The 25,909-nt window shown below is 72.3% G+C and carries 22 protein-coding genes; 9 read left to right on the forward strand and 13 right to left on the reverse strand.

Features of this window, described 5'->3' with window-relative positions; translation table 11 throughout:
- Positions 1-6 precede the first annotated feature (6 nt).
- The 4 genes from ACIBHY_RS48805 to ACIBHY_RS48820 are packed head-to-tail and all read left to right on the forward strand — an operon-like array spanning position 7 to position 4,982.
- Positions 7-1,686, forward strand: coding sequence for an ABC transporter ATP-binding protein (locus ACIBHY_RS48805; protein WP_397310373.1), 1,680 nt, complete (start codon positions 7-9; stop codon positions 1,684-1,686).
- Positions 1,679-3,379 (forward strand): ABC transporter ATP-binding protein, encoded by a 1,701-nt coding sequence (locus tag ACIBHY_RS48810; RefSeq protein WP_397310374.1) that lies wholly within the window; start codon positions 1,679-1,681, stop codon positions 3,377-3,379. The genes ACIBHY_RS48805 and ACIBHY_RS48810 overlap by 8 nt, the downstream gene beginning before the upstream one ends.
- On the forward strand, positions 3,376-4,245 hold the full coding sequence (locus ACIBHY_RS48815) for a siderophore-interacting protein (protein ID WP_397310375.1): 870 nt from the start codon (positions 3,376-3,378) through the stop codon (positions 4,243-4,245). The genes ACIBHY_RS48810 and ACIBHY_RS48815 overlap by 4 nt, the downstream gene beginning before the upstream one ends.
- On the forward strand, positions 4,242-4,982 hold the full coding sequence (locus tag ACIBHY_RS48820) for a class I SAM-dependent methyltransferase (protein WP_397250538.1): 741 nt from the start codon (positions 4,242-4,244) through the stop codon (positions 4,980-4,982). Before ACIBHY_RS48815 ends, ACIBHY_RS48820 begins: the two co-directional genes overlap by 4 nt.
- Before the next feature lie 2 nt (positions 4,983-4,984).
- On the opposite strand, the gene ACIBHY_RS48825 is transcribed toward ACIBHY_RS48820, so the two are convergent.
- From ACIBHY_RS48825 to ACIBHY_RS48850, 6 genes are all read right to left on the reverse strand, one after another.
- A complete protein-coding gene (locus tag ACIBHY_RS48825; protein WP_397251314.1) occupies positions 4,985-6,271 on the reverse strand; it encodes a lysine N(6)-hydroxylase/L-ornithine N(5)-oxygenase family protein in 1,287 nt (428 codons plus the stop codon).
- A gap of 22 nt (positions 6,272-6,293) precedes the next feature.
- Positions 6,294-7,340: a FecCD family ABC transporter permease gene (locus ACIBHY_RS48830; RefSeq protein ID WP_397251311.1), complete on the reverse strand. Its 1,047-nt coding sequence runs from the start codon at positions 7,338-7,340 to the stop codon at positions 6,294-6,296.
- Positions 7,341-7,345: 5 nt separating this feature from the next.
- Positions 7,346-8,362 carry a FecCD family ABC transporter permease gene (locus ACIBHY_RS48835; protein WP_397250536.1) on the reverse strand — a complete coding sequence of 339 codons (1,017 nt, stop codon included), beginning with the start codon at positions 8,360-8,362 and terminating at the stop codon, positions 7,346-7,348.
- Entirely contained in the window at positions 8,359-9,387 is a 1,029-nt protein-coding gene (locus ACIBHY_RS48840) for an ABC transporter substrate-binding protein (RefSeq protein ID WP_397250534.1), read from the reverse strand. The genes ACIBHY_RS48835 and ACIBHY_RS48840 overlap by 4 nt, the downstream gene beginning before the upstream one ends.
- Before the next feature lie 99 nt (positions 9,388-9,486).
- Entirely contained in the window at positions 9,487-10,044 is a 558-nt protein-coding gene (locus tag ACIBHY_RS48845) for a hypothetical protein (protein ID WP_397250532.1), read from the reverse strand.
- Between the two features lie 50 nt (positions 10,045-10,094).
- Complete coding sequence (locus ACIBHY_RS48850) at positions 10,095-10,490, reverse strand: DoxX family protein (RefSeq protein ID WP_397250530.1); 396 nt, start codon at positions 10,488-10,490, stop codon at positions 10,095-10,097.
- Positions 10,491-10,582: 92 nt separating this feature from the next.
- Between ACIBHY_RS48850 and uppS the strand changes: the two genes are divergently transcribed.
- Positions 10,583-11,320 (forward strand): polyprenyl diphosphate synthase, encoded by a 738-nt coding sequence (gene uppS, locus ACIBHY_RS48855; RefSeq protein WP_397250528.1) that lies wholly within the window; start codon positions 10,583-10,585, stop codon positions 11,318-11,320.
- Between the two features lie 39 nt (positions 11,321-11,359).
- Here uppS and ACIBHY_RS48860 read toward each other — a convergent pair whose 3' ends face one another.
- From ACIBHY_RS48860 to ACIBHY_RS48875, 4 genes are all read right to left on the reverse strand, one after another.
- The gene (locus ACIBHY_RS48860) at positions 11,360-12,451 is read right to left on the reverse strand and encodes a hypothetical protein (protein ID WP_397310376.1); all 1,092 of its coding nucleotides are present in this window, start codon (positions 12,449-12,451) and stop codon (positions 11,360-11,362) included.
- Positions 12,448-12,966, reverse strand: coding sequence for a SigE family RNA polymerase sigma factor (locus ACIBHY_RS48865; protein ID WP_397250523.1), 519 nt, complete (start codon positions 12,964-12,966; stop codon positions 12,448-12,450). The genes ACIBHY_RS48860 and ACIBHY_RS48865 overlap by 4 nt, the downstream gene beginning before the upstream one ends.
- A gap of 66 nt (positions 12,967-13,032) precedes the next feature.
- Positions 13,033-13,716 (reverse strand): hypothetical protein, encoded by a 684-nt coding sequence (locus tag ACIBHY_RS48870; protein ID WP_397310377.1) that lies wholly within the window; start codon positions 13,714-13,716, stop codon positions 13,033-13,035.
- Complete coding sequence (locus tag ACIBHY_RS48875) at positions 13,709-18,688, reverse strand: CHAT domain-containing protein (RefSeq protein WP_397310378.1); 4,980 nt, start codon at positions 18,686-18,688, stop codon at positions 13,709-13,711. The genes ACIBHY_RS48870 and ACIBHY_RS48875 overlap by 8 nt, the downstream gene beginning before the upstream one ends.
- A gap of 169 nt (positions 18,689-18,857) precedes the next feature.
- Here ACIBHY_RS48875 and ACIBHY_RS48880 point away from each other — a divergent pair, with 169 nt between their 5' ends.
- Positions 18,858-20,054, forward strand: coding sequence for a DUF418 domain-containing protein (locus tag ACIBHY_RS48880; protein WP_397310379.1), 1,197 nt, complete (start codon positions 18,858-18,860; stop codon positions 20,052-20,054).
- Positions 20,055-20,067: 13 nt separating this feature from the next.
- Here the strand turns inward: ACIBHY_RS48880 and ACIBHY_RS48885 are convergent, their stop codons facing one another.
- Positions 20,068-21,303, reverse strand: coding sequence for an MFS transporter (locus ACIBHY_RS48885; RefSeq protein WP_397310380.1), 1,236 nt, complete (start codon positions 21,301-21,303; stop codon positions 20,068-20,070).
- Between the two features lie 82 nt (positions 21,304-21,385).
- On the opposite strand from ACIBHY_RS48885, the gene ACIBHY_RS48890 reads away from it, so the two are divergent.
- Positions 21,386-21,931, forward strand: a complete 546-nt coding sequence (locus ACIBHY_RS48890) for a CGNR zinc finger domain-containing protein (RefSeq protein WP_397310381.1) — start codon at positions 21,386-21,388, stop codon at positions 21,929-21,931.
- Between the two features lie 55 nt (positions 21,932-21,986).
- Here the strand turns inward: ACIBHY_RS48890 and ACIBHY_RS48895 are convergent, their stop codons facing one another.
- Both ACIBHY_RS48895 and ACIBHY_RS48900 read right to left on the reverse strand, forming a co-directional pair.
- Positions 21,987-23,486 (reverse strand): PhoX family protein, encoded by a 1,500-nt coding sequence (locus tag ACIBHY_RS48895; RefSeq protein WP_397250510.1) that lies wholly within the window; start codon positions 23,484-23,486, stop codon positions 21,987-21,989.
- Between the two features lie 159 nt (positions 23,487-23,645).
- Positions 23,646-24,191, reverse strand: a complete 546-nt coding sequence (locus tag ACIBHY_RS48900) for a TIGR03086 family metal-binding protein (protein WP_397310382.1) — start codon at positions 24,189-24,191, stop codon at positions 23,646-23,648.
- Between ACIBHY_RS48900 and ACIBHY_RS48905 the strand changes: the two genes are divergently transcribed.
- Entirely contained in the window at positions 24,190-25,011 is an 822-nt protein-coding gene (locus ACIBHY_RS48905) for a DUF6597 domain-containing transcriptional factor (protein WP_397250506.1), read from the forward strand. The two genes, ACIBHY_RS48900 and ACIBHY_RS48905, sit on opposite strands and share 2 nt — an antisense overlap.
- A 179-nt stretch (positions 25,012-25,190) precedes the next feature.
- Entirely contained in the window at positions 25,191-25,883 is a 693-nt protein-coding gene (locus tag ACIBHY_RS48910; RefSeq protein ID WP_397310383.1) for a hypothetical protein, read from the forward strand.
- Positions 25,884-25,909: the final 26 nt, after the last annotated feature.

Below are 25,909 nucleotides of genomic sequence, written 5' to 3' on the forward strand. Positions count from 1 at the left end.
GCGCCGGTGAGCACCACGACGACCCCGCGGATCGCGGGCGGCTCCCCACGGGCCGCCCGCGAACTGCTGCGATGGTGCCTGCGCGGCGAGGCGCGGGCGATCGCGGCCGCCGCCGCCCTCACCACGCTGTGGCAGCTCGCGCTCGTGTCGCTCCCGCTGTCGATCCAGCGCGCCCTCGACGAGGGGCTCGTCGCCTCGGACCGGGCGGCGCTGCTGCGGTGGAGCGGGGTGATCGTCGGCACCGGGCTGCTCGCCTGGCTCGCCCAGCACGCCGGCCAGCACCTCGACTACATGGCCGGCGCCAAGATCATCACCCGGTTGCGCCGGCGGCTCTCCGCCCACCTTCTCACCCTCGACACCCGTACGGCCGCCGCCTTCGGCCGGGGCGACCTTCAGGCGCGCAACTCCCACGACGTGGACCTGATCTGGATGTGGGTCGGCGGCACCACCGCCCTCCCGCACCTGGTCATCGGCCTCGTCACGGTCGTGGTGGCGGTCGCGTTCCTGCACCCGTGGCTGGCCCTGCTCTGCCTGGGCTGCGTGGCCGCGGTCCTCGGCACGAACATCGTGTTCGGCCGCGTCCTCGGCGTGCGCAGCGGCGCGCTGGCGGCGGCCCAGGGACGACGCGCCGACGTCGTGGACGAACTGGTCGGCGCGGCCCTGACCGTCAAGGGCGCGGGCGCCGAGCAGGCCCTCGTCCGCACCCACCACGGCCACAGCGCCGAGGTGAGCAGGAAGGCGCTGGCCGTGACCCGCGCCGGGGCGGGCTGGTCGGCGGTGTCGTCCTTCGTGCCGCTGCTGGCCATCGCCCTGGGCGTCGCCGCGGCCGCCCCCGCCGTGGCGGCGGGCACGATGACGGTGGGCGGGCTGGCCGCGTTCGCGTCCTGGATGCTCATGCTCACCGCCACCTCGACCACGCTGTCCGTGCGCGTCTCCGAGCGGGCCCAGGCGGTCGAGGCCGCCGCGAGGATCGCCGAGATCTTGCGCAGCGGACCCGAGGCCCGTAGCGGGAGCGCCGCTCCCTCGGAACGTCCCGGCGGCGTGATCGAGGTCGCGGACCTGAGCGTCGAGCACGAAGGACGCACGGTGCTCGGGCCGGTCGGCTTCCGCGTGGAGCCGGGCGCGTTCGCCGTCGTCACCGGTCCGGTGGCCTCGGGCAAGTCCACGCTGCTGCGGGTGCTGGTACGCCTCCAGGAACCCCGCCAAGGGCAGGTCCGCTACCGCGGCATGGACCTGCGCGACCTCGACCCGGCCACCCTGCGCGAGCTGGTCACCCTGGTGCCCCAGCGGCCGGTCCTCGTGTCGGGCACCGTCGCCGACAACCTCACCCTCGGCCTGGACGATCCGCCGGGGCCCGCCGAACTGCGCGCCGCCCTGCGCGCCGCGGCGGTCCTGGACGAGGTCGAGGCCCTGCCGGGCGGGCTCGGCGCGCTGATCGGGGAGGGCGGCGCCACCTTGTCGGGCGGCCAGCGGCGCCGGGTCGCGCTGGCACAGGCGCTGCTGCGCCGTCCCGACGTGCTGCTGCTCGACGACGTCACCTCCGCCGTGGACGAGCCCACCGAGGAACGGGTGCTGGCGGGCGTACGCGACTGGCTCGGCGCCGGCACCGTGATCGCCGTCAGCCACCGCCCCGCCGTCCTGCGGCACGCCGACCAGATCATCCCGATCGGCCGGGCCCATGGGTGAGGCCGGGAGACTGCGGGAGGCGCCGTCGAGACGGGGCCTCGTCCGGGCCGCGCTGCCCTACCTTCGTCCGCACCTCGCCCGGATCGGGTGGGGCGCCGGGCTGAGCCTGGCGGCGTCGGCGGCGGTCGCGCTGGTACCGGCCGCCGTCGGCGCGATCACCACGGCCGTGCTCGACCGCGACACGGATCAGGTCACGACCGTGACGCTCGTCCTCCTGGGACTCACCCTCGTCCATCTGGCGACACGGCAGGGCGGAGACCTGCTGCTCGGCGCCGCGGGCGAGCGGCTGGTCCGCACGCTGCGCGAGCGTGCGGCCGAACGGCTGGCCGCGGCCCCGCTGCGGTTCGTGGAGAGCCACGCGGCGGGCGAACTGGTCGGCCGGGCCACCGCGGAGATCGCCGAGCTTGCCGTGTTCGTCCGCCGGCAGGTGCCCGCTCTGCTCGCCTCCGCCGGCTACCTGCTCATCGGCGGGTACGTGCTGGTGAGCAGGTCGTGGCTGCTGGCCGTAGTGCTGTTCGCGGCGTTCATGCCACCGGCGCTGTTCGTCCTGCACCGCTTCCGGGTCCGCTCGGCCGGCGCGTGGGACGCCGAGGCGGACCGGCAGGCGAAGGTGGCCGCCACGTTCGCCGAGAGCCTGGAGGCCCGCGAGACCATCCAGCTCGCCGGGGCGGCCCGACAGTGGGACCGCCGCTACGCCCGCGACAACGACCGGCTCCTGGACGGCATCGCCCAGACCACCCGAGCGCTCAACACCATGACCGCCATCCAGGCGTTCGAGTGCCTGTCCGTCGCCGGGGTGATCCTGCTGGGCGGGGTCCTGCTCGGCGGCGGTCCGGGCGAGGTGGGCACCGTGGTGGTGTTCATACTGTCGTGCCGCGGCATGTTCGACTCCTTCATGGAGCTGACCCGCCTGGTCGGCGGCGTGCAGCGGACCAGGGTCGGGCTGGCCCGCGTTCTCGACCTGCTGGCCGCCACCGAGCCCCCGCCCGCGGCCGGCGGGGACAGGCCGGGATCCGAGCGCGGGCTGCGCGTGGACGCGGCCTGCTACGCCTACGTCCCGGGCGAGGACGTTCTGCGCGAGGTCACGCTCGCGTTCCCGCCCGGCGAGCACGCCGTCGTGGTGGGCGCGACCGGCGCGGGCAAGTCGACGCTCGCCAAGCTCTTGGCCGGCCTCTACACCCCCGACCGGGGGACGGTCCGCCACGACGGAGCCGACCTGGCCGCCCTCGGCCCGGCCGAGCGGCGGCGGCGCGTCGCGCTGATCCCGCAGGACGTGCAGACCGTGCGCGGCACGATCGCCGACAACCTCGCCCTGGGCACCGGCTCCGGCCGCGCGGACCTGGAGCGGGCGATCACGCTGCTCGGCCTGGACGGCTGGCTCGGCGGCCTGCCCGCCGGGCTCGACACCGAGACCGGCGCGCGGGGCGCCCTGCTGTCGGCGGGCGAACGCCAGCTCATCGGCCTCATCCGGGCCGTGCTGCTCGGCCCGGCCGTCCTCATCCTCGACGAGGCCACCGCGGACGTGGACCCCGCCACCGCCGCCCTCATCGAGGGCGCGCTCGAACGGCAGGCGGGCGAGCGCACCCTGATCGTCATCGCCCACCGCCGCGCCACCATCGACCGCTTCACCCGCCGCGTGGAACTGCGCGGCGGCGAAGTGGCCCCATACCCCACACCTGAGGAGACGACGTGAGCAACGGCCTTTTCCCCGCCGAGGTCATCGGGACCCGCCACGTGACCCCGCTGATGATCAGGGTCACGCTCGGCCTGGACGGCTATGTCAGCAGCGGCGCGGCCGACGAGTACTTCAAGATGTTCTTCCCGGCGGAAGGACAGCGCGAGCCCGTGCTGCCCGAGGTCGTCGAGGGCCGCTGGGTGTACCCGGAGGGCGTGCCGGAGCCGGTGCTGCGCACGTACACGGTGCGCCGGTTCACCCCGGGCACCGGCGAGATGGACGTCGACACCATGGACGTGGACTTCGTCGTGCACGAGGGCGGCGTGGCCGCCCCCTGGGCCATGAGGGCGCGCCCCGGCGACAGGGTCGGGGTGTCGGCGGCGCACGGACTCCACCGCCCGCCCCGCGAGGCGTCCTGGCAGCTCATCGTGGGTGACGCGACCGCGCTGCCCGCCATCGGCCGCATCGTGGAAGAGCTCCCCGCCGGGACGAGCGCGACCGTGTACGCCCAGGTCGCCGGCCCCGCGGAACGCCAGGAGTTCGACACCCGGGGCCAGGCCGACATCACCTGGCTGTACCCGGGCGACATCGGCCTGCCGGAGGTCGTCCGGCGGCACGACGTGCGCGACGCCTACGTCTGGGCCGCGGGCGAGGCCGCGGCCATGCGGGCCATCCGCAAGTACCTGCGCCACGACCTGCGGCTGCCCGCCGACGGCTTCGCCACGCTCGGCTACTGGCGCCCGGCCGCCGAGGAGTGGCAGCGCCGCTTCGAGCAGGTCGCCCCCGACGTCAGGGCCAGGGTCGCGGTGACGCGGGAGCGGGGCGGCGACACCGAGCAGTGCCAGGACGAGTTCGACGCCGCCCTGGAAGCGGCGGGCCTGTGAGCCAGACCGCGGAGGACCGCTACGCCGACTTCTACGCCAGGCAGCTGTCGAGCCCGACGCTGGCGCGCATCTACCGCGACGTCTACGGCGACGACCATCCCGGGGAGCTGCGCCCGTTCGGCTTCGTCACCAGGACGGACCTGGCGCGCTTCGCCGTCCTGCTGGGCCTGCGGCCGGGGATGTCACTCCTGGACGTGGGCTGCGGCAGGGGCGGGCCGGGGATCGCGCTGGCGCGTGCGGCGGGCGCCCGGCTGCTCGGCCTGGACCCCCTGGCCGTCGCGGTGGAAGGCGCGCGTGAGCTGAGCGTGTCGCTCGGCCTGCCCGAGGCGCGTTTCGCCGTCGGCGGTTTCACCGCCACGGGCCTGGAGCCGGCTTCGTGTGACGCGGTGCTGAGCGTGGACGCGCTGTGGATGGTGTGGAACAAACGGGCCGCGTTCGCCGAGGTGGCCCGGGTGCTGCGGCCAGGCGGCAGGTTCGTGTTCAGCACCTGGGAGCCGTCCTACCTCGATCACGGCGCGCTGCTGGCCGGGGCCGGGTTCACCGTGACGGCCAAGGAGGAGGCCGAGCGGTGGCTAGAGCGGCAGCTGCGGGTGTACGAGCTGGTGCGCGCGCGGGCCGCGGAGCTGGAGGCGGAGCTGGGTCCCGGGGCCTCCGTCCTGCTGGAGGAGGCCAGGGACACGCCCGCCACCCTGCCGGCCAGCCCGCGCGTGATCATGGCGGCCACGAAGGCGGGGTGAGGTCAGGGGGAGCGGCGGGCCAGCAGTGAGTCGCGGATCTCGCCGGCCCTGACCGCCACGGTGGACAGCAGCGTCGAGGTCAGGCCGTGGGTGTGCTCGGTCGCCCCCTGAAGGTAGATGCCCGCCTTGACCCGCGGGGCGAGCATGATCCTGTGGTCGCGGTGCATGCGCAGGGCGTCCTCCTCGTCGCGCAGGCAGAACTTGGCGGCCTCGCCGAGCAGCGCCGCCGGGTCGTGCGGGCGGTAGCCGGTGGCGTGCACGAGCACGTCGGCGGCCAGGACCTCGCGTCGGCCCGTCGGCAGGTCCTCGACGGTCACGTCCAGGCCGCCGGCGCGCTCGCGGACGTCGTGGACCCGCGAGACGTTCAGCATGCGCAGCCGCTGCCTGCCGTGCAGCCGTTCGCGGTACATGGTCGACGACAGCGACTGGATGAGGTCGATGTCGACGACGGAGTAGTTGGTGCCGCGGTGGTAGTCCAGGATCGAGCGCTTGACCTCGGGCGGGGCGCCGTAGAAGACGTCCACGGCCGCCGGGTCGAACACGCGGTTGGCGAACGGGCTGTCGTCGGCGGGGGTGTAGCCGAACTTGCCGAACACGCCGCAGACCTCGGCCTCGGTGAACGTGCGGTGCAGCAGGTCGACCACCTCGGCGGCGCTCTGGCCGGCGCCCAGGACGAGCGCCCGTCGTACCGGCTCGCCCGATTCGAGGCGTTCCGCTATGCGGGGGAGGACCTCGCTGGTGTGCCAGACGTGGTCGGACAGGACCGTGCCCGGTGGCAGGTGCGGTTTGAGTCCCATGGCGATGGACAGGTTGCGGGCGCGCCGCCGTACCCGGCGGCCGTCCTGGGCGGTGACCACGTCGAACGCGTGCACCTCGCCGCGGTCGTGCACCGGTTCGACGGCGACGACCTCGGCGGCGTAGTGGGTCAGGTGGCTCAGCCTGGCCGCCGCCCACTCGAAGTAGTCGTGGAACTCCGCGCGTAACGGGAACAGCGTCTTCTGGTTGACGAAGTCGACCAGGCGTCCCTTCTCCCGGAGGTAGTAGAGGAAGCTGAAGTCGCTGCTCGGGTCGCGCATGGTGACCAGGTCCTTCGGAAAGGACACCTGCATCGTCGCGTCGTCGATGAGGATTCCCCGGTGCCAGCCGAACCGCGGCTGCCGCTCCAGGAATCTGGAGGTGAGCGGCGGCGCCGCCGTGTGCTCTTCAAGGGCTATGGCCAGGGCCAGGTTCGAAGGCCCGAACCCGATGCCCAGGACGTCGAGAACGGTCTCCGATTCGCAGCCGTGCATGGTCACCCGCATTCTCCTTGAGTCAGCCTCGCCCTGCCCGCCACTGGGCGGTGAGCAGAGCCACCAGATACAGCCCGCCGATCACCCCGGTCAGAATGCCCACGGGCAGTTGCACGCCGGGTATCACCCGCTGGGCGGCGAAGTCGGCGGCCACGAGCAGCAGCGCCCCCATGAACGCCGACGACATCACGCCCTCCCCGCTCGTCCGGGTGAGCCTGCGGGCCAGTTGCGGCGCGGCCAGCGCCACGAACGCGATCGGCCCGGCGGTGGCCGTGGCGGCGGCGGTCATGGCGACCGACACCAGCATCAGCCCCAGCCGGGACCGCTCGACCGCGAGCCCGAGCCCGCGCGCCTGCTCGTCGCCCAGCCCGAGCAGCCGCAGCCGGCCACCCATGGACGCCGCCGCGGGCAGCAGCACCGCCAGCAGTGCGGCGAGGACGGCGGTGTTGCTCCAGGTGGAGCCGTTCAGCGAGCCGATCAGCCAGCGCTGGGCGTTGGCCGCGGTCTCGACCTCGGCCCTGGCCAGCAGGTAGCTGTTGACCGACACCAGGATGGAGGTGATGCCGATGCCCATGAGGATGAGCCGGTACCCCTGCACCCCCCGCTTGAACGACATCACGTAGACGGCCAGCGACACCACGCCGCCTCCGGCGAGCGCGCCGCCCGCCACCTGCGCGGAGTCGCCCGCGAGCAGCACGATCACCAGGATGCCGCCGGTGGCCGCCCCGGTGGTGAAGCCGATGATGTCGGGGCTGGCGAGCGCGTTCTGGGTCAGGCCCTGGAAGATCGCCCCGGCGGCCCCGAGCCCGGCCCCGATGAGCAGCGCGCACAGCACGCGCGGCAGGCGCAGGTCGGCGACGATGAAGCGGTCGCCGCCAGGCCCGTCTCCGGCGAGCGCGGCCAGGACGTCCGGGAGAGGGATCGGGTAGTCGCCCACCGCGAGGGCGAGCATGCCGAGCCCGGCCGCGGCGCAGGCCAGCAGCGCGCACACGGTGACCGTGCGGACGGAGACGCGGGCCGACACCCGGTCGCCGAACAGGCGTACCGTCTTGCCGGGGACGGCCGTCATGCTCTTCACAGCTTCGCCAGCCTCCTCCCGCGGACCAGCCACATCAGCACGGGCGCCCCGAGGCACGAGGTGATGATGCCGACCTCCAGTTCGCTCGGCCGGGCGAGCAGGCGCCCGGCCAGGTCCGCGCCGAGCAGCAGGATGGGCGCCACGACCATGCTGTAGGGGATCACCCACCGCTGGTCGGGGCCGGTCAGCAGGCGCACCATGTGCGGCACCGCCAGCCCCACGAACACGATCGGCCCAGCAGCGGCCGTCGCCCCGCCGCACAGCAGCGTGATGGCGACGGCCGTGAGCACGCGCACGTGCCCGAGCCGCAGCCCCAGAGCGCGGGCGCTGTCGTCGCCGAGCGCGAGCACGTTGAGCGAGGGCGCCAGGACGAGCGCCATCGCCAGGCCGATCAGGATGAACGGCAGCACCTGCTCGGCCACCCGCATGTCCCGGCCGGCCAGGGCGCCGACGGCCCAGAACCGGTACCGGTCGAAGGCGATCGGGTCGATCAGCAGGACGGCCTGGATGATCGAGGTCAGCACCACGCCGATGGCCGTTCCGGCCAGCGCCAGCCGTACGGGGGTGGCCCGGCCGCCGCCCGCCGAGCCGATGCCGTACACCAGCAGGGAGACGGCCAGCGCGCCCGCGAACGAGAACCACACGTACGAGGTGAGCTGGTCGAGCCCGAAGAACGCGACCGCGAACACCACGGCGGTGGCCGCGCCCGCGTTGACCCCGAGCAGGCCGGGATCGGCCAGGGGATTGCGCGTCATGGACTGCATGAGCGCGCCCGACACGCCGAGCGCGGCGCCGGCCAGCAGCCCGACGAGCGTCCTCGGCACCCGCATCGAGGTGACGATGAGCGCCGAGTAGGAGTCGTCGGGCGACAGCAGGGCCGAGATCACCGTGGCGGGCGACATCTGCAACGAGCCCATGCCCACGCTGAGCAGGCACACGAGGAACAGCACCCCGCAGGCCGCCACCAAGGCGGCGCCGCGCAGCGCAGCACGGCCCCGGTGGCCGTCGCTCACGCGTTTCCGGCCTTTTCCAGGGCCGGTTTCATGGCGTCGAGGAGGTAGGGGATGTTGCGCACGGTGGGGGTGCGCATCGCGCCGATCTTCTCTGCGTCGAGGACCAGGTACGTGCCGTCGCGCACGGTGGGGATCTTCTTGAACAGCTCCGACTTCTCGAACGCGGTCATCTCCTCGTCGCTGAAGCCGCCGATGAACATGAGGTCGCCGTCGAGCGCGCCGAGTTGCTCGTAGCTGAGGAAGCCGGTCTCGCCGCCCTTGGCCTCCAGCGCCGTCAGCCCCGGGGCGGGGCCGAGTCCCATGGTCTGGAAGAAGCGGACGAGGTGGTCGTTGGCCTTGGCGCCGGCCTGGACGGTGCCGGGCTGGCGCAGCACGACGTACTGCACGGTCTTGCCCTTGATGCCCGGGTAGGTGGTGGCGACCCCGGACAGCGACGCCTCGGCCTTGGTCACGGCGGCCTGGGCTTCGGCGCTCTTGCCCAGGACCTTGCCGACGGTGAGCAGGATCTCCTGCCAGGTGCCGTCCTGGTTGTCGGCGCCGATGATGCCGATGGTGGGCGCGATCTTGCTGAGCGCGGCGTACAGGCCCTTGTTGGAGGTCACCTGGTACGAGCCGAAGATCACGTCGGGGCGCAGCTTGGCGATCTCCTCGACGGAGATGTCGGCCACGGTGTTGATGGGCGTGGTCGTGGACTCCTTGAGCAGGTCGGCGTTCCACGGGGCGAAGACCGGCTGGGTGGCGCTCCACCGGTTGGCCGCGACCGGGACCACGCCGAGGGCCAGGGTGGCGTCGACCCAGCCGGTGCTGAGGGCGACGACGCGGGCAGGGGCCTTGTCGATGCGGCTCTCCCCGGCCGCGTGCTTGATCGTGACGGGGAAGGCGCCGGCTGGCCGCTGCGCGGGCGCCGCGGAGGGCGTGGCGCTCTGTACGTTGCTGCCGCACGCCGCCAGCAGGACCAGGACCAGGCCTAACGCGGCGGCCTTCAGGGTTGCCGAGGATCGGGGTGAGGCTTCATGCCGTGCCAAAGGACGGCTCCTTTCGACGTCGTCCGACGTGGTGCACGACAAGTATGATCCCTTAAGTTAGGTTAGGCTAGCCTAACTAAAATATTGCCCGGGAACGCCTCAGCCGGTGAGGATCGCCGCCCAGGTGACGGCCAGCAGCAGCACGCCGAGGCCGAAGTCGAGCACCATGCAGAACTCGGTCAGGGAGCGGGTGACGACCTTGTCGCGGCGGTGGTGGATCACGTCCCAGACGCCGTGACCGATGGCCGCCAGCGCCGCCAGGTGGACGGCGAGGATCGGGCCGGCCGTCATCGCGGTCAGCGCGATCGCGGAGTAGCCGGCGAAGGCGGCCGCCTGGATGCCGAGTTCACGCCGGTCGACGCGGTCGCCGCGCAGCAGGCCGTACACGAGGAAGATCGCGGCGGCGGCGAGGAGCAGCACGATCGCGTCCAGCGCGGTGGCCATCCCGATGCTCACCAGGGCCGAGGCGAGGACGGCGACGATCCAGCCGGCGCGGCGCGAGCCGAGCGCCGCGGCGCCGAGGTAGCAGAGGGCGGCCAGAATGATGATCATGGCGGCGACGTGCGCGTCGGGGCCGGAGAGGGCGAGGACGACGAGGCCGGCCATCGTCGGCCACCGGGCCAGGAGGGCGTCGCGGTAATGGGTGAGAGTTCGCATGGGTGACAGCGTGCGGGCATCTCCGAACAACGCACCCATGCGGATTGTCATCAGATCCTGTGCGCTTTGCGGGATCTGAGGGCCGACCACAGCTTCGCCGTACTGCTCCACCGGCCCCAGGCGATCACCAGGGACAGCGCGAGCAGGACGAGCGGCAGAAACGCGCCGCCGCCCATCACGAGCAGCTGGATCAGCGTCGCGCCGGCCATGAGCGCGGCGAACGCCAGCGCGGCGAGCCCGGTCAGCGGCGGCACCAGCAGGCCGATGACGCCCGCGACCTCCAGCGCGCCCACCAGATAGCGCAGCCAGTCACCCGCGCCGATCGCGTCGAACGTGCTCGCGGCCGGCTCGGCGTCCGCGAACTTACCCAGTGCCGCCAGCAGGAACGCCGCCGCCGTGACGACCTGAAGGATCCACAGCCCGATGGTCCGTATGAAGGGTGTCATGATCCCGACGCTAGGTTCCCGGCCCGGGATTCAGAATGCAGGTAACGCCCAAGCGAGGGTGTACCTGCGTGCACTCTCTATAGAGTCGGACCATGCTCCACGCGCTCTACGCCCGCAGGCTCCGTGCCCAGGTCACCCGCGTCCCCCGCCACGTCGGCCTGGTGATGGACGGCAACCGGCGCTGGGCCCGCGAGGAGGGCTTCGCCAACCCCAGCGTCGGCCACCGCTACGGCGTCGAGCACATCCAGACCGTCGCCGGCTGGTGCGCCGAACTCGGCATCAAGGAGGTCACGATCTACGTGGCCTCCTCCGACAACGTGCGCAAACGCGCCTCCGAGCAGGTCACGTTCTACATGGAACTGATCGAGAAGGTCATCGCGGGCAGCCTGGTCGCCTCCTCGCCCCTGTGGCGGCTGCACGTGGCGGGCCGCCTCGACGAACTGCCCGACTCGACCGCGCACGCGCTCAAGCTCGCCATGGAAGCCACCGCGGGGCGCGAGCACGGCCACGAACTCACGCTCGCGATCGGCTACGACGGGCGGCAGGAGGTCGTGGACGCGGTCCGCGCGCTCCTGGAGACCGACGGCGCGGACCTGTCCGAACTGGCCCGGACGCTGACGGCCGACGACATCGCCGCCCACCTCTACACCAGAGGGCGCAGCGACCCGGACTTCATCATCCGCACGAGCGGCGAGCAGCGCCTGTCCGGCTTCCTGATGTGGCAGGCCGCCCACGCCACGCTGCACTTCTGCGACGTGAACTGGCCCGGCTTCCGCCACATCGACTTCCTCCGGGCCCTGCGCACCTTCGCCCGCGACGCCCGGACCTGACCGCTCATCCCGGGCCTCCTCCGGCGGATAGCCGGCCTTCTACCCGATTTCCGCGTGGCCGGGCAGGGTCACGCTCGACCGCTTGCCGGGGTAGCGCTCCAGCAGACGGGCCCGGCCGCTGCGCACGTCGACGGCGTAGGTCCGCGTGCCTGTTACATCCGAATAGGTGATGTCGATCTCCCCGGAGCCGCGCCAAGGCCCGGTCGCGGTCACGGCGCCGCGGCCGTCGGGCAGGCCGCGGACGGGCAGCGCACGCAGGGTTCTGCCGGTCTTGGCGTCCAGCAGGGTCAGCTTCATGCGGAGATGGTCCGGGTGCCGGACCGCGGCGACCGTGCGGCCGTCGGGGGCGGGCTCACTGAACATGATGAACACGCCGTCGAACCGCACCGGCTTGCCGCCGCCGGTCACCGGCATGAGCCACAGGTCGGTCTTGAGGTAACGCACCAGCGACACCACGCCGTCCTTGACGCCGACCGGCTCGTACTTCCCCGGCACCGCCACCGTCGCGCCGGTACGCACGTCGATGACCATCCCCGGCTCTTTGCCGCCTTCCCGAGGGTCGAAGGCCAGGTAGCGGCCGTCGTCGGAGACGAAGAGCAGGGAGCCGATGCCGACGCGGTCCTCGCCCAGCCGCAACCGCGACACCGTCCGGGTGCCGCGATCCAGGTCGTGGACCACGTGCGCCCCCTCCCGGGGGTCGTAGTAAGCGAGCATGCCGCCGTCACGGCTGATCGCCACCGGCGCGGCGAGCGCCTGGGGGAGGTACGAGGGGGCGTTCGGCAGCCGGTAGGTCCTGCCCGAGCGGGTGACGACCCGCCACTCCGACGTGGAGCAGTCGTGGTCCGGCTTGCCGCCGCAGGGTGTGCGGATGGCGTAACGGAGCGGCCCCACCGCGGTGGCGGGCAGGTCGGGCACCTTCTTCGCGCCCTCGGCCGCGACCGGGCTCACGGTGCTCTGCCACGGCAGCGTCACCACGGCTCCGGCGACGGCCAGCGCGGTGGCGGTGGCCAGGGCGGCGACCATCCGGCCGGTACGCCGCCTGCGCAGGTGGCCCGCGATGGCCGCCTCCGCCAGGTCCACGCGTGGGGCCTGCTCGGCCAGGTCGCCGAGCGCGTCACGCAGCCTCGTCATCGGGCCACCTCCTCGATCACATGTTCCGACAGCAGACCGGCCAGCTCCGGCGCCTGCTCGCGCAGGCGCGAGAGCGCGTGGTGGGTCTGGCTCTTGACGGTTCCCAGCGAGCAGCCCAGCACCTGGGCGGTCTGCGCTTCCGTGAGGTCCTCCCAGAACCGCAGCACGATGACGGCCCGCTGCTTGGGAGTCAGCCTGGCCAGCGCCTGGCGCAGCACGATGCGGTCCAGCGCCGCCTCGTCATAGCGGCGCCCGCGCTCGGGCAGGCTGGCGCTGGGCGACTCGGGGCGGGGCCGCCGCCGCCAGGAGATGTACTGGTTGATGAGCGCTTTGCGCGTATAGGCCTCGGGGTTGCCGTCGCGGGCCAGGCGGGCCCAATGGCCGACCACCTTGACCAGGACGCTCTGCAGCAGATCCTCGGCAAGGTGGGCGTCCCCCGTGAGCAGGTACGCGGTCCGCATGAGCGCCTGCTGGCGGGCCAGCACGAACTCGCGGAAGCCGGCGTGAGGTTCCAAGATTCGTTCTCCTCTCACCCCAGTCAAACGCCACGTACGGGGCGAAAGGTTGGAACCCTGACCGGATCAATCCGGCAGGAACCGGATGCGCAACGGCTCGGGCACATCGGCCAGCGGCGTCGTATACGAGAACAGGTCAAGGCCGAGCCGCTTGTGCCGGACCGACGCCCCGGCCTGGATCGTGCCCTCGGCCGGCAGCCCAGCGGGCGTCCTGACGACCAGCCGCAGCCGCTGCACCCCGTGCACCGGCGCCCGTGCGCTGCCGTGGAAGAGCCACGACGGCGTCCGCGTCCCGTCGTAGAGCCCCTCCACCGCCGTGCGCCGCCTCTTGCGCGCGCCGTTGACCCCGAACTCGCTCTCGATCACCAGCGGCACCACCAGCTTGATCGAGTACGACAGGTCCGCGAACTCCTCCAGCACCATGGGATCCATCGAATGGGCGGTGCTCTCCTCGCCCGACAACGTGATCCGCAGCCACCCCGACGCCAGCTCCGCCTCCTCCAGGGAGACGAACGTGCACGACAGCGCGGTCAGGTAGTAGTCCCAGCGGGCGGACTCCGCGGCGATGAACCCGGCCAGCTCGTCATCCGGCCCCGCGTCGGCGGCGGTCAGCCGCCGGGTCGTCGGCGTGCCGACGGCCACCTGCCCCTCCAGCAGGAAAGGGGCCGCGGGCGCCGGCCGCCCGCGCACCGTCCTCAGGCGCAGCGCCACGGGGACGTCGGCGTCCTCCGACAGCTCGATCTCAGTCATCGCCATCTCCTCCCATGAGGACGAACGCGCCCCAGTCGCGATACTGCGGGAACTGCCGGCGGGTAAGGTGCCGGACGTCGTGGAAGGCGTCCCAGATCCCCTTGCCTTCGGCGAGGCCGGCGTACAGGCGCGGGAAGAAGTACGCCGCCGTCTCGTCGGAGACCGGCCACAGCGTGGCCACGATGAACCGCACCCCGGCCACGAACAGGGCGGCGGGGATGCCGCGCAGGTTGTCGGCCCGGTCGATCCGGCCGAGCCCGGTCTCGCACGCGCTCAGGGTGACCAGTTCGAGCCCGGTCAGGTCGAGGCCGAGCAGGTCGTACGCGAAAAGAGGCCCGTCGGCCAGGTGCACGGCCTGCAGGACGGGCGCGTCGATGTTGTGCGAGCCGTGCGCGGCGAGGTGGACGTGGCGGCTGCCGCGCAGCGCGGCCAGCACGGCGGCGCGGGTGGCGGCGGCGTTCAGGACGGGCGTGGTCGCGAACGCGGCGGCGCACGCGCTCGCCTCGGCGACCGCCTCGTGCAGCGGCGGATGCTCGGTGCCGAGGTAGTCGAGCCCGATGCTGGTCAGCGTGCCTTCGCCGATCGCCGCCGCGGGGCGCAGGAGCAGGTCGAGGTTGGGCAGGTAGCCGGTCTTCCAGTCGTCCAGCCACCGGCCGCGCTCGGGCCCGGCCAGGTGGAAGGGGAAGAAGTGGTACGGGCCGTGCGGCGCGACCAGCAGCCGGTCGTGACCGCTCGCGCGCAGGCCGGCGAGGTGGTCCAGGCTCTCCCGGCCGAACAGCAGGGGGTTGACGAGGAAGGCCGGCGCCTCGGCGGTCACGGGCGCGGGGCCTGGGTCCTCCTGCAGCAGTTGCCTGGTCCCGGCCACGTCGGTGCCCAGCGTGGACACGGTGAAGGCGGTGTCGCCGACGACGGCGATGTCGCCCGCGGGATGGTCGTCCCAGGCCTGCCCGACGAAGATGGCGTCTGCGGTGACGATCAGGTGGGCCAGCCCGCCCCGCCCGCCGGCGGACAGGATCGGCAGGTAGATGATCAGCGCGGTGCGCTCGCCGAGCCGTTCCATGAGCCCGCCGAGCTTGAGCGTGGCGTAGGGCAGGACGGTGCGGTGCGCGAGCACCTTTTCCGTGATCTCGGCGTCGAACGCGCGCTGGCGGTTGCGCAGCCGGCCTTCCTCGGAATCGGCCGGACGGCGGTGGCGGGAGTCGGCCCACGCGACGACCATCAGCTCGTCCAGCGTCTCCTGCGCGGCCGCGGGAACGGTGAACGCGACAGGTTCGGGGTCGGCCAGCGCGGGCGGCCCGGCGAGCAGGACCTCGCCCAGGCGGCTGCCCTTGGCCTGGCTGAGCAGGACGCCGAGCGTGTGCTCGCTCGTGCCGGTGGTGAGCAGCCCGGCCAGGAGGCGCGCGTAGAACCGCTGGAGCAGTTCGGTGGTGCCGGGGGAGGTGAGCGGGACGAACTTGGCGACCACGCCGAGGATCGCGAGAACCTGGATGGCGTCGTCGTCGGAGAGGCCGGCGCCGGCGGGCATGAGGAAGGACTCGATGACCAGCAGCGCGTACTGCGTGGCGCCCGCGTAGGTGAAGCCGTGGACGGCGGCGGCGGCGAGGCCCACCTGCTCGGAACCTTCCGCGTGTTCCGCCGCGGTGGCCGACAGGCGGGCCTCCAGGAAGTGCAGGGCCTGGCGGAAGCCGCCGAGGCGCGGGTCGTCCCGGTCGACGCGCCCGAGCGCGGCCAGGCCCCGCTGCGGATCCCCGTCCTGCGCGGTGGCCAGGTCGGCCTCGGTGAGCAGCCGTCCGAGGTCGTCGTCGTGGATTCTGGCCAGGAGCTTGATCTGCCAGGAGCAGACCTGGGCGACGCCCACGCTCTCGTCGAGGTCGGCGCCCGGTTCGGCGGCCGCGGCGGCGACCTTGGTCAGCAGGTCGAGGGCGCGGGCCGGGGCCGTGCCGGCGAGCAGCCGGGCCAGGGTGACCGCCGCCGCCAGGGCGGCCTCGGCGCCCGCACGCTCCATGTACTCGTCCAGGTCGGCTTCCAGCAGGGCGAGGGCACGTTCCGCCCCGGCGACCCGTTCAGGGCCCGGCCGCATCGCCAGCATCCCCAGGCGGCGTCCGTACGCGTCGTCGGGAAGCAACTGGAGCGCCGTCTCGACCGCCGCGTCCAGCTCGGCCTCGTCGATCGGCTCGCCCCGCTCGCGCAGCCGGTACAGCGCGGCGGCCACCCGCCGTGCCGCCTCCCCCCGGGCCTCGCCGGTACGCAGGCCGGCCGCCCGCGCCAGATGCCCGGCGGCGGTGCGCAGGGCGGTGACGGGATCGGGCAGACCGGGGCCTTCGTGGCCAGGCAGCAGCGGTGCGGGGTCGAGAAGGCGCTCGCGGCCGCGCCGTTCCCAACCCGGGGTCGTGTACCGGCCGTAGAGCTCGAGGTTCAGCGTGCCGAGCCGGAAGGCGGCGGTCCCGGCCAGGATCGCCTCGCCGATCTCCTCGGCGAAGCGGGCCACCCACGATCCCGCCTCGTGGGCCGCGTGGTAGAGCGCGGGATCGGCGCGCCGGGAGAGCACCTCGCGCGCGCTGTCCACCAGGATGAGGCTCGCCTCGGCCCGTGCCTTGGCGAGGACCGCGTCGTCCGTCGTGTCCCGCAGACCGGCGACCAGGAGCCTGGCCAGGCGTAACGCCTGCTCGGTCGCGCCGGCGCCCAGCACCAGCGTCGCCTCGGCGGTCTGCCTGAGCAGCGCGCCGAGCGTCGCCTCGTCGTCGGCGAAGGGCGGCATGGCCGCTTCGGCCTGCTCGATGTCGAGCGACCCGTCGGCGACGTCGGCGAGCGCGGCCTGAAGGAGCGCGGCGGCCGGCGGCTCTTCCGGGTGGCGCAGGGCCAGCAGATCGCCGAGCAGCAGGAAGTCGGCGGTACGGCGGGCCGTCTCGATGGCCTCGTCGAGGTCGTCCGGGCGGCCGGCGTCTTCGGCGCGGCAGGCCAGCGCCCGCGCCAGCTCCTCCCGGCTCGTGGTGGCCAGTTCGTGCCCGTCGGACAGCGCCACCGCCCCGCGCAGGAAGCCGATCGCCGCGTCGAGCAGCGCGGGCCTGGGTTCCAGGGCGTGGCGCCATTGCAGCAGTTCGCCCAGGCGGAACAGGACGAGGAGGGGTTCGGCGCCGGCCGCGCCGCCGTACGCGGCGAGACTGCGGTCGAGGTCGGCCGGGTCCTGACGGCGGAGGTGGCGCAGGCGGAGCGCGGAGCCGTACATGAGGGTGGTCAGGCTGGTTCCGTCCTGGGTGACGGCCAGCATGTCGATGGCCTCGTCCAGGTCGGCGGCGGGGTCGTGAAGTGCCCGTTCGGCCAGTCCCAGCCCGATGTTCCCGGTGATCTCGCGCCATTCGGGGGAGTCCTGCGGCAATTCGGGGAGGAAGCGCCGGGCGACGGCCAGCATGGCGTCCGCGTCCTGGCGGGCGGCGTGGGCGCGGAAGAGGGAGACGACGGCGACCGGGGGCGGGGGAGTGTGCCGCGTGGCCTGCTCGTAGAGCTCGATCGCCTCGTCGAGCCCGGCCGGTGTGTGGCTGAGCGCGTCGCCCAGGTAGGCGAGGAACAGGCCGCGGCGGTGCTCGGGCAGCGGGCCGTCGAGCGCCTCGCGCAGCAGCCGGAGCGCGCTCGCCTCGTCGCCGGGGTCGCCTTCGAGGTGGTGGCGGATGTCGTGGGCCAGGCCCAGGTATCCGGTGAGGACGGGCGAGGACGGCCGTGTCCGCAGGCGTTCGACGACGCGGCTGAAGAACCGGGGGAGTGTCGGGCTCAGGACCTCGTGGATCAGCGCCGCCGTTTCGAGGTCCAGGCCGTCGGCGCGCAGCCCTTCGCTGTCGGCGGCGAAGCGGCGCAGCGCCTCGGGGCCGGTCGTGGCGTCTTCGAGGCCGGTGGTCTCGCCCAGGTACAGGGCGCGGTACCAGGTCAGCAGGCCCGAGTCGGGCTGGGGCCCGGTCAGGTGGGCGGTCTTGCCGGTCTGCTCGAACGCCCGCAGTTCGGGGGTCGCCGGTTCTTCCTCCGGCTCCGGCTCTGGTTCCGGCGTGCCGTCGCCGAACCGGTCGGCCATCAGCCGGGAGAGCACCTGCCCGGTCTGCCGGGGCGGGTCTCCGGTGGCGTAGAGGCCGGCGAGTTCGTTCAGGACCCGGTCGGCGAGATCCTCATCACGCGAGGTCTCGAACAGGATGGCTCCGGCGTCGCAGTAGTTGAGCACGTGGACGGCCCGGTCGATGTGGTCGTCGGGGATCAGCCCCAGCACGTCCTCGTAGATCTCCACGGCCTGGACGAGCAGGGTGGGGTCGCCGGTGACGTAGTGGAGGTCCTTGACGATCGCCGCCCGCAGGGCCGAGCGGGCGGCGTGGTCGGGGTCGTCCTGCCGGGTCGCGGCCAGCGACTCCTCGACCAGTTCCAGCGCTCGCCGGAGTCCGGCCGCGTTGGCCAGGTGCTGGGCGATCAGGTGCCAGGCGTTGCCCAGGTTGAACACGTGCCGAGGGCGGCTGGGATCGTCGGGGCCGGTCGCGGCCAGCACGCGTTCCCACAGGTAGACGGCGTCGGGCACGCCGTCGACCGTGCCGGTGCCGATGACCCGGTCGACCAGTTCGGTGGCGGCGCCGTCCCACATGAACCGGACGAGGCCGCTCTCCCCGGCCAGTAGGTGCCGCGGCACGGCCACGACCAGGTCCTTGACCGCGCCGGGCACGCGGTGCGGAGCGACGGTCTTCAGCAGGGAGAACAGTCCCATGGCGGCCAGGAGCTCGCCCTCGTCGCGGCTGCCCCCGGTGGTGTAGCGGGCCCAGTGCAGGCGCCCGACCGCCTCGACCGCCTTGGCGAAGCCCGCCGGGTCGACCGCGTGGTCCCCGTCGATGAGCCGCACCAGCTCCGCGGCCTCCGTCAGTGCCTCCCCGGCCCAGACGCGTTTCTTCCTGCCCCAGACGAAAACCCGACGGCGTACCTTTTCCACCAGAGTGTCCAGGTCTTCCACGCGGCCTCCCCGCCGAGAGTCACACGGCACTCGCCGGAGGCGGGTCCTCCCCAAGCAAACCAGATGGGGATGCGCCTGCTGTGATCTTTCTCCCATCCACTTGACTGTAGCGTCACTACAAAAACATTCTTGTAGTCAGACTACAAGAATGACGATGGGGAGAAGGCCGTTGACGCCCACCAGCCCGCCGGTCCGGCAGTACGCGCGCGTGCCGGCTCCCGACCTCGCCAGAGGAGCCATGCTCCTGCTCATCGCCATCGCCAACACCCCCTGGTACCTGTGGGGCAGGCAACTGCGCCCCAGCACCATCCATCCGCCGGGCGGCTCGGCGCTGGATCGGAGTGTCCAGGTGGCGAGCATCGTCGCGGTGGATTTCCGCGTCTACCCGATGTTCGCCTTCCTCTTCGGCTACGGCATGGTGCAACTCCTGAACCGTCAGCGGGAGGCCGGGCAGGATCGGCCGAGTGTGCTGGCCCATTTGCGGCGCCGCGGCTTGTGGCTCCTGGTGTTCGGGTTCGCCCACGCCGCGTTGCTGTGGCAGGGCGACATCCTGGGCGCGTACGGCCTGGCGGGCATCCTTCTCGCCAGGCTCTTCCTCCACCGCGCCGACCGGACGCTTCTGACCTGGTCGGTGATCGGCGGCGCGGTGCTGGTGCTGGCGACCGTCGCCGCCATCGCGGCCGCCGCCGTACCCGTGGCGGCTGAGACCCTCGCGTACCTGCCCCTCGGCGCCGCCCCAGCCGGTCAGAGCGACCTGTTCGCCGCCGTGGCGGACCGTCTCGCCTTCTGGCCGATCGTCACCCTCGGGCAGGGGCTCTTCGCCCTCGCCCTGCCCATCGCCATCGTGCTCGGCTTCTGGGCCGCCCGGCTGCGGATTCTGGAAGAGCCGGGCCGACGCCTTCCGCTGCTCCGGCGGGTCGCGGTCATCGGCGTGGCGACGGGCCTGCTGGGCGGACTGCCCCATGCCGCGGCGGTCATGGGATGGCTGACGGTCCCGCCAGAGTCCATGTTCGTCTTCGAGGTCACCCAGATGACCACGGGGCTCCCCGCCGGGCTCGGGTACGCGGCGCTCTTCGGCCTGCTCGGGTGGCGGATCGCCGGGCGGAACCCCGGGCTGGTCGCCACGGTCGTCACAGCCGTGGGGAGGCGATCGCTGTCCGCCTACCTCACCCAGTCGCTCCTCTGCGCTCCCGTGCTCGCCGCATGGGGGCTCGGCCTCGGCGCCCACCTGCACAGTGCCGCCATGGCCGGCTATGCCGTAGGCGTGTGGCTGATCACGGCAGCGGGAGCGTGGGCGCTGGAGCGGCGCGGGCTTCCAGGACCAGCCGAGATCGTACTGCGCCGGCTCGTCGCCCCCAGAACATGATCTCCGGGTAGGCCTACTCCGTCGTCGGTTTCTTCATCGCCGGTTCGGCCCCGGTCGCGTGATCGGCGTCCCCAGCCGTCGTGGCGGACCTCCGCAACCGGGAGACGAACCCGCCGGCCAGCGCGGCCACGACCGCACCGGCGGCCGCCGTGACGAAGGCGCCGGCACCGGTCTCGCCGGTGCCGGTGAGCTGGCCGGCCGCCGCTGTGCCCAGTCCGTAGCCGGCCCACATGAAGGTGTTGAGCCAGGCGAACACCTCGGTGCGGTAGCGGGCGGGCGCGTGGTCGGCGAGCAACGCCGGTACGACGGCGTCACGTGGCCCGGTCGCCAGCCCGACGAGCGTGATCAGCACGGCGAGGACCGCGAAACCGGGCAGCCAGGCCGCCGCGACCAGGATGAGGGCCTCGCCGAGGGAGAACAGGACGAGCAGGCGGCCGGGGGCGATCGGCCAAGCCCGCGCGCCGTACCCGAGGGTGCCGAGCAAGGCTCCGGCCGACAGTAGCCCCATCAGGATCCCGGCCAAGGCGGCCGAGCCCGAAGTGCCCGCCGCGGCGACCGCGGCGATGCGCAGGCAGCCGAAGGTGAACGTGCCACACGCGGCGATGGTCAGCAGCAGGAGTGTGGGCCGGTGGGTGAGTGGCCCGGCCAGCAGGAACCGGCCCGGCGTGACCCGTTCGGCCTGGCGTACCGAGGATGAGGTCAGGAGCAGCGCGGTGCCGAGCAGGACCGCGCCCCCGGCGGCGGCGACCACGCTGTGGGCCGAGATCGCCATCGTCAGCACCGGCACGAGCAACGGGCCGGCGATGAACATCAGCTCGTTGACGGCGTTGTCGAGTGCGTACGCGGCGTGCAGGGAAGACTCGGGGACCAGGCGGGGCCAAGCGCCCCGGATGACCGAACCGACGGGGGGAGTGGTGGCGCCGAGCAGCACCGCGGCGCCGATCATCAGGACCGGCGGGGCGAACAGGAGCAGGGCGTAGGCCGCCGTGTGGGCGGCCAGGTAGCCGGTCAGAGCGGGACGCGGGCCGTAACGGTCGGCCATCCGGCCGCCGAGCGGCGCGCACAGAGCCAGGGCCAGCGCGTGGCCGGTGAGGACGAGCCCGGCGACGGCGTACGAGCCGAGCCTGTCGACGGCGGACAGCAGCAGGGCCAGGCTGAGCACGGGTGTGCCCAGCTTGGCGACGAGCCCGGCGACGAGGAGCCGGGGGACACCCGGACAGGCGAGCAGGCGGCGGTAGGGCGTGAGCACGGGACCTCCGTTACCATCTAACAAAGCTACGCCCATGACATCGGAACGAGGGGTTACTGGTCAAGTGCAAATAGCCTGTAACGTGACCCGGCAGGCTCCGCTGATCGCGGAGCTGGTCAACCTGGGCACCGCCCACTGGCGCGGTGGCGCCTCGGTGGTGCCGCTGACGGGTGAAGCGCTGACGACGGCGTTCTCCGGCGCGCTCGGTGACCGCGTGGCCGCCGCCGTCCGCGCCGTCCCGGACGCCGGGCGGCGCCTGGCGGGGCTCGCCGCCGATCTGCGCGACGCCCTGCTGGCCACGACCCCGGCTGACCAGGCCGCCCGCATCAACGCCCTGATCAGCCGGTACGGCGCGCGGCCGTACCTGGTGGATGACGTCGGCCAGCCCTTCCACCTGCACTTCCACGGTTCCGGAGACACCCCCGTGGAGGCTCTGGGCGGCGAGTTCGCCACGGCTCTGGCCCTCATCGTGGACGGCTACGGCCCCGACCGGTTCGGGCAGTGCGCGGCACACCAGTGCGAGGCGGCCTACATCGACCTGACCCGGAACGGATCACGCCGTTACTGCGGCGCCGCGTGTACGGCTCGCGCCAAGACCGCCGCCTATCGCAGCCGTCGCCGCACCTGAGGGGAGGGATCGCGCGCCCTCCGTCAGCGGGACCCGCCGAGTCGCCGGCCGTGACCTACAGCGGCCCGCGTGACCACGGCCCGCGGATGGCGTACGTGCGCCCGGGAGGGTCGAGCGCTGCGGTGTGGCCGAGACAGTTGACGAACAGCACCGAGCCGTCGGGGCTGAAACAGGCTCCGGCGAACTCGCTGTCGTTGATGATGTTCACCGCGAACTCGAACGGCTGCCCGCCCCGTGGATCCAGGCCGATCAGCCGGTTGACGTTGTCCAGGCCCGGGGCCAGCGGGTGCGGGTCGGCGTCGGCGGAGGAGGCGTCGTCCTCGCACAGGACGATGCCGCCGCGCGGGGTGAAGGTGAGGTTGTCGGGGGAGTCGAGTTCCTTGCGTCCGGGCGATTCGTAGACGAGCACCAGCGTGTCGGCGCGGCGATGGCGCCCGGGGATGAGCTGCCAGACCTGGCCGTAGCCCTCGCGGTAGCCGTCGGCGTTGGGGGCGTCGCCGTTCTTCGCGTCGCCGCCGCTGGTGGAGCTGAAGAAGATGGCGCCGTCGCCGTACCAGCAGCCTTCGAGCCGGTTGAACTTCGCGCCTCCCTTGGCCAGCCCTTGCTGGGTGCAGGTCGGGGCGCCGTTCTCGAGATCCGGGTCAGGGTCGTCGATTCTGACCCACTCCACCGGCAGGCGGCCGCCCATCGTCTGGCCCTCGCGGCAGTCGTAGTTGCCGGCGCCCTTGACCTTGAGCATCTCCAGCACGCCGCCCGCGGCCAGATCGCGCGGGTCGTCGGGCCGGAAGCGGTAGAAGCCGTCGGGCTTGCCGGAGTCGTCCTCGGTCTCGTAGACGTAGCCGGTCCGCGGGTCGACCGCGACGGCTTCGTGGGAGAAGCGGCCCATCGCGGTGAGCGGCATCGACGGAGCGGGTCTGCCCGGCCTGGGCCCGTTCAGCGGCACCTCGAAGATGTAGCCGTGCTTGCGCTGCCAGCCCTGGGCCAGGCCGGAGGTGGTCTCTTCACAGGTCAGCCAGCCGCGGTTGTGGAGCATCCGGCCGCCGGCGCAGTTGACGATCGAGCCGCTGAAGCTGACGAAGTGCTCCAGCACCTCGCCGCTGCGCAGATCCACCTCCAGCGTGGTGGTGCCGCCGACGCCGAGCTCGTCGTAACTCCGGGACCCGGGCACGTGCACCCGGCCCGTCGGTGATCCTGGAGTCGTGCGGACCTCGTGGTTGCGGATCAGCCGGACGGTGTGGCGTCGCCTGCCGGGGAAGGCGGCCATGCCGTCGTGGGCGATCGGGGTCGCGACCCCGTCGGTCATGGGGGTCCCGGTCTGGCCGAGCACGATGTAGGAGAAGCCCGCGGGCAGGGCGAGGAGCTCTTCGCCGGTGTTCTTGGAAGGGGTACGGCGCAGCGGGCCGTACCCCGCCTTGCCCGGGTCACCGGTCGGGCGTCCGGCGTCGGCCCAGGACGCGTGGGCTGCCAAGGTCTCGATGGCGACACCGCTGGCCAGGACGCCACCGGCGGTGGCGAGGCTGCGGCCCAGGAAGGATCGTCGATCAAGCGCGGTCATGTGTGCCTCTCCTTGTGTGAACACACGATGAACAAAGGCTTTTGAAGCCTAAGCGCGCTGATCATCCCTGAGAGGGCCTATTTGTCAGTTGGTGAGCTCTTCTCCATGCGCGTGCGAACCATCGTCAGGCTCTGACATGGTGGCGAGCGACGGCCGTGTTCACGTCGCCGTCCAGGCCGGATCCCGGCCGATGACGCCGAGCAGGCGGTCGAAGGCCGGCGCGTCGTCCGGCACCGTCACCGGCGGACCGAAGGCGCCGCGCTGCCTGCCCATCTCCACCATCTGAAGGGTGAAGTCCACCGACAGCGTCACGGTCTCCGGGTCCGGCTCGTACGGCTGCCCGGTGGCCTTGGCCAGGTCCCAGCCGTGGACGACCATGTCCACGAGGAACATGTGCCCCAGCACGGACATCGGCAGGCCCAGGGCGGCACTGTCCCCCTGCCACGCCTCGGGCCGCGACCAGACGGCCAGCGTGCGCCCGGCCCGCTCGGGGAAGTCGCCGGTGTAGGGGCTCTGTTCGACGGACGGCCCCTTGGCGCCCAGCGACTCGAACAGCTCGGCGACCCACTCCAGGTGGGCGATCAGGGCTTCGACGTCGAACTTCGCGCAGGGCGTGGGTGCGGCGAACTGCTCCTGCCGTACGCCGCGCACCACGCCGGCGGTGCGTTCGGCGGCACGTGTCATCAGCGGCATCATGTGGTCCATGGCAGCGATGATGCCCCGGCCGTCACAGGCGCGGCTTGTAGAAACGCGACAGCGTGGCTGGGTAGACCCTTATGCGGGGCTCGCGGCCTTCGACTTCACCCGGCAGGCGCCGCCGCCCGGCCTCGCGGCGTTCGTGGACCACTTCTGGGTCGTCACCTGGACGGATCTGGCCGAGCCGTACGTGCAGCGCATCGTCTCCCATCCCACCGTGAACCTGAACATCGCCCCGGACCACCGCCGGATCGCGGGAGTGATCAAGGGCGGTTTCTCCTACACGATGCGCGGAAGCGGGCGCGTGCTCGGCGTGCGATTCCGTCCCGGCGGCTTCCGCACGTTCCTCGGCGGCCCCGTCTCCGAGCTGACCGGCCGTTTCGTGGAGATCGGCGACATGTACGGCGAGGCGGGCGCGGCCATGGCCGAGCGGGTCCTGGCCGAACCCGAGGCGCGGGCGGCGATCGCGCGGGTCGAGACGTTCCTGCTGGGCCTGGACCCGCGCGAGGATCCGCTGGCGGAGGAGGCGGCGGCGCTGGTGGCCCTGGCGGAGGCCGAGGTGCCGATGGTCAGGGTGGAGCAGCTGGTCGCGCGGTCGGGCCGGTCGATGCGCTCGTTGCAGCGGCTGTTCCGGGACTATGTGGGGATCGGCCCGAAGTGGGTGATCCGCCGGTTCCGGCTGCACGAGGCGGCGGAGCGGATCTACCAGGGCCTCGACCTGGCCACGCTGGCGGCCGAGCTCGGCTACACCGACCAGGCCCACCTGACCCGCGACTTCACGGCGGCAGTCGGCATGACTCCGGCGGCCTACGCTCGCCGCAGATCTTGATCTACATTGTAAAGGCGATCGGCTGAGTAAGCGATTTTTTGGCTATGCCGACAAACAAACAACGAGGGCGAGGCGCGGCCTTGGGCTTCTGGGTGACCGCCAGGTGTCATGTAGTGAACCAATCAGGTGACCTGCGCATCTCAACTTACCGATTGATGCCACCGTCAGGAGGGGTCTCAGTGGATACCCGTCAGGTATGGCCCGGTCTGATGCGCAAGGCCGTGGCGCTGCCGTCCGCAGCGATCGCCTTAACGAGCGTGATCGGTTTGGCCACGCCCGCACCTACCGAGTACCGGACTCTGGCTACCGCGAGCATGGAGACGGCCATCCCCCGGGGTTTCCTGCTGTATGAGAGCGAGGCGGTGAGGAAGAGGCTGGAGAAGAAGGTCGTCCGCACACGCATGCAATGGAGGGCCAGTGACCGCCTGGAAGAGCTGTTGCTGATCGATCCTTGTGCCACAGGAAAGCAGACCGACAAGAGTCGCCGGTCCGCACGTACCATCACGGGGCGTTCGGTTGAGTGGGACGGCGACTACTCCGAACAGGTGATCGTCTACCGCGATGAGATCGCTGCACGCGCGGCTGTGCGGAACCTACGCTCGGATCTGCGCCGGTGTGCCAAGCGGAACCGCAACCACTTCACCTACCGGGTCAAGGCCACACCCATCGGGGATGAGGCGTTCATGGTGCATATGTTCAAGGTCGCCTCCATAGATGCGGCCACCGTCGTGCGACAAGGCAGGACCGTGGCGATCTACACGCTTCCGAGCAGCGGTGACATCCCGGGCGATCCTCCGAAGTGGCGGCCGGTCGAATATGGAGGACTCGAGGCGAGGAAGATGGCGAAGAAGCTCGCTGACACTCCTCTGTGAGTTGGCCACCGACTGGCGGGGAGGCG

The sequence above is a fragment of the Nonomuraea sp. NPDC050547 genome, from assembly GCF_044457345.1.
GTDB lineage: Bacteria > Actinomycetota > Actinomycetes > Streptosporangiales > Streptosporangiaceae > Nonomuraea.

Bases quoted from the DNA above. Each gene is read 5' to 3' on its own strand.
- ACIBHY_RS48810 (WP_397310374.1), top strand. From the start codon at position 1,679: ATGGGTGAGGCCGGGAGACTGCGGGAGGCGCCGTCGAGACGGGGCCTC.
- ACIBHY_RS48825 (WP_397251314.1), bottom strand. From the start codon at position 6,271: ATGCACGGCTGCGAATCGGAGACCGTTCTCGACGTCCTGGGCATCGGG.
- ACIBHY_RS48830 (WP_397251311.1), bottom strand. From the start codon at position 7,340: ATGACGGCCGTCCCCGGCAAGACGGTACGCCTGTTCGGCGACCGGGTG.
- ACIBHY_RS48845 (WP_397250532.1), bottom strand. From the start codon at position 10,044: ATGCGAACTCTCACCCATTACCGCGACGCCCTCCTGGCCCGGTGGCCG.
- ACIBHY_RS48850 (WP_397250530.1), bottom strand. From the start codon at position 10,490: ATGACACCCTTCATACGGACCATCGGGCTGTGGATCCTTCAGGTCGTC.
- uppS (WP_397250528.1), top strand. From the start codon at position 10,583: ATGCTCCACGCGCTCTACGCCCGCAGGCTCCGTGCCCAGGTCACCCGC.
- ACIBHY_RS48860 (WP_397310376.1), bottom strand. From the start codon at position 12,451: ATGACGAGGCTGCGTGACGCGCTCGGCGACCTGGCCGAGCAGGCCCCA.
- ACIBHY_RS48870 (WP_397310377.1), bottom strand. From the start codon at position 13,716: ATGACTGAGATCGAGCTGTCGGAGGACGCCGACGTCCCCGTGGCGCTG.
- ACIBHY_RS48895 (WP_397250510.1), bottom strand. From the start codon at position 23,486: ATGACCGCGCTTGATCGACGATCCTTCCTGGGCCGCAGCCTCGCCACC.
- ACIBHY_RS48905 (WP_397250506.1), top strand. From the start codon at position 24,190: ATGGCAGCGATGATGCCCCGGCCGTCACAGGCGCGGCTTGTAGAAACG.
- ACIBHY_RS48900 (WP_397310382.1), bottom strand. From the start codon at position 24,191: ATGGACCACATGATGCCGCTGATGACACGTGCCGCCGAACGCACCGCC.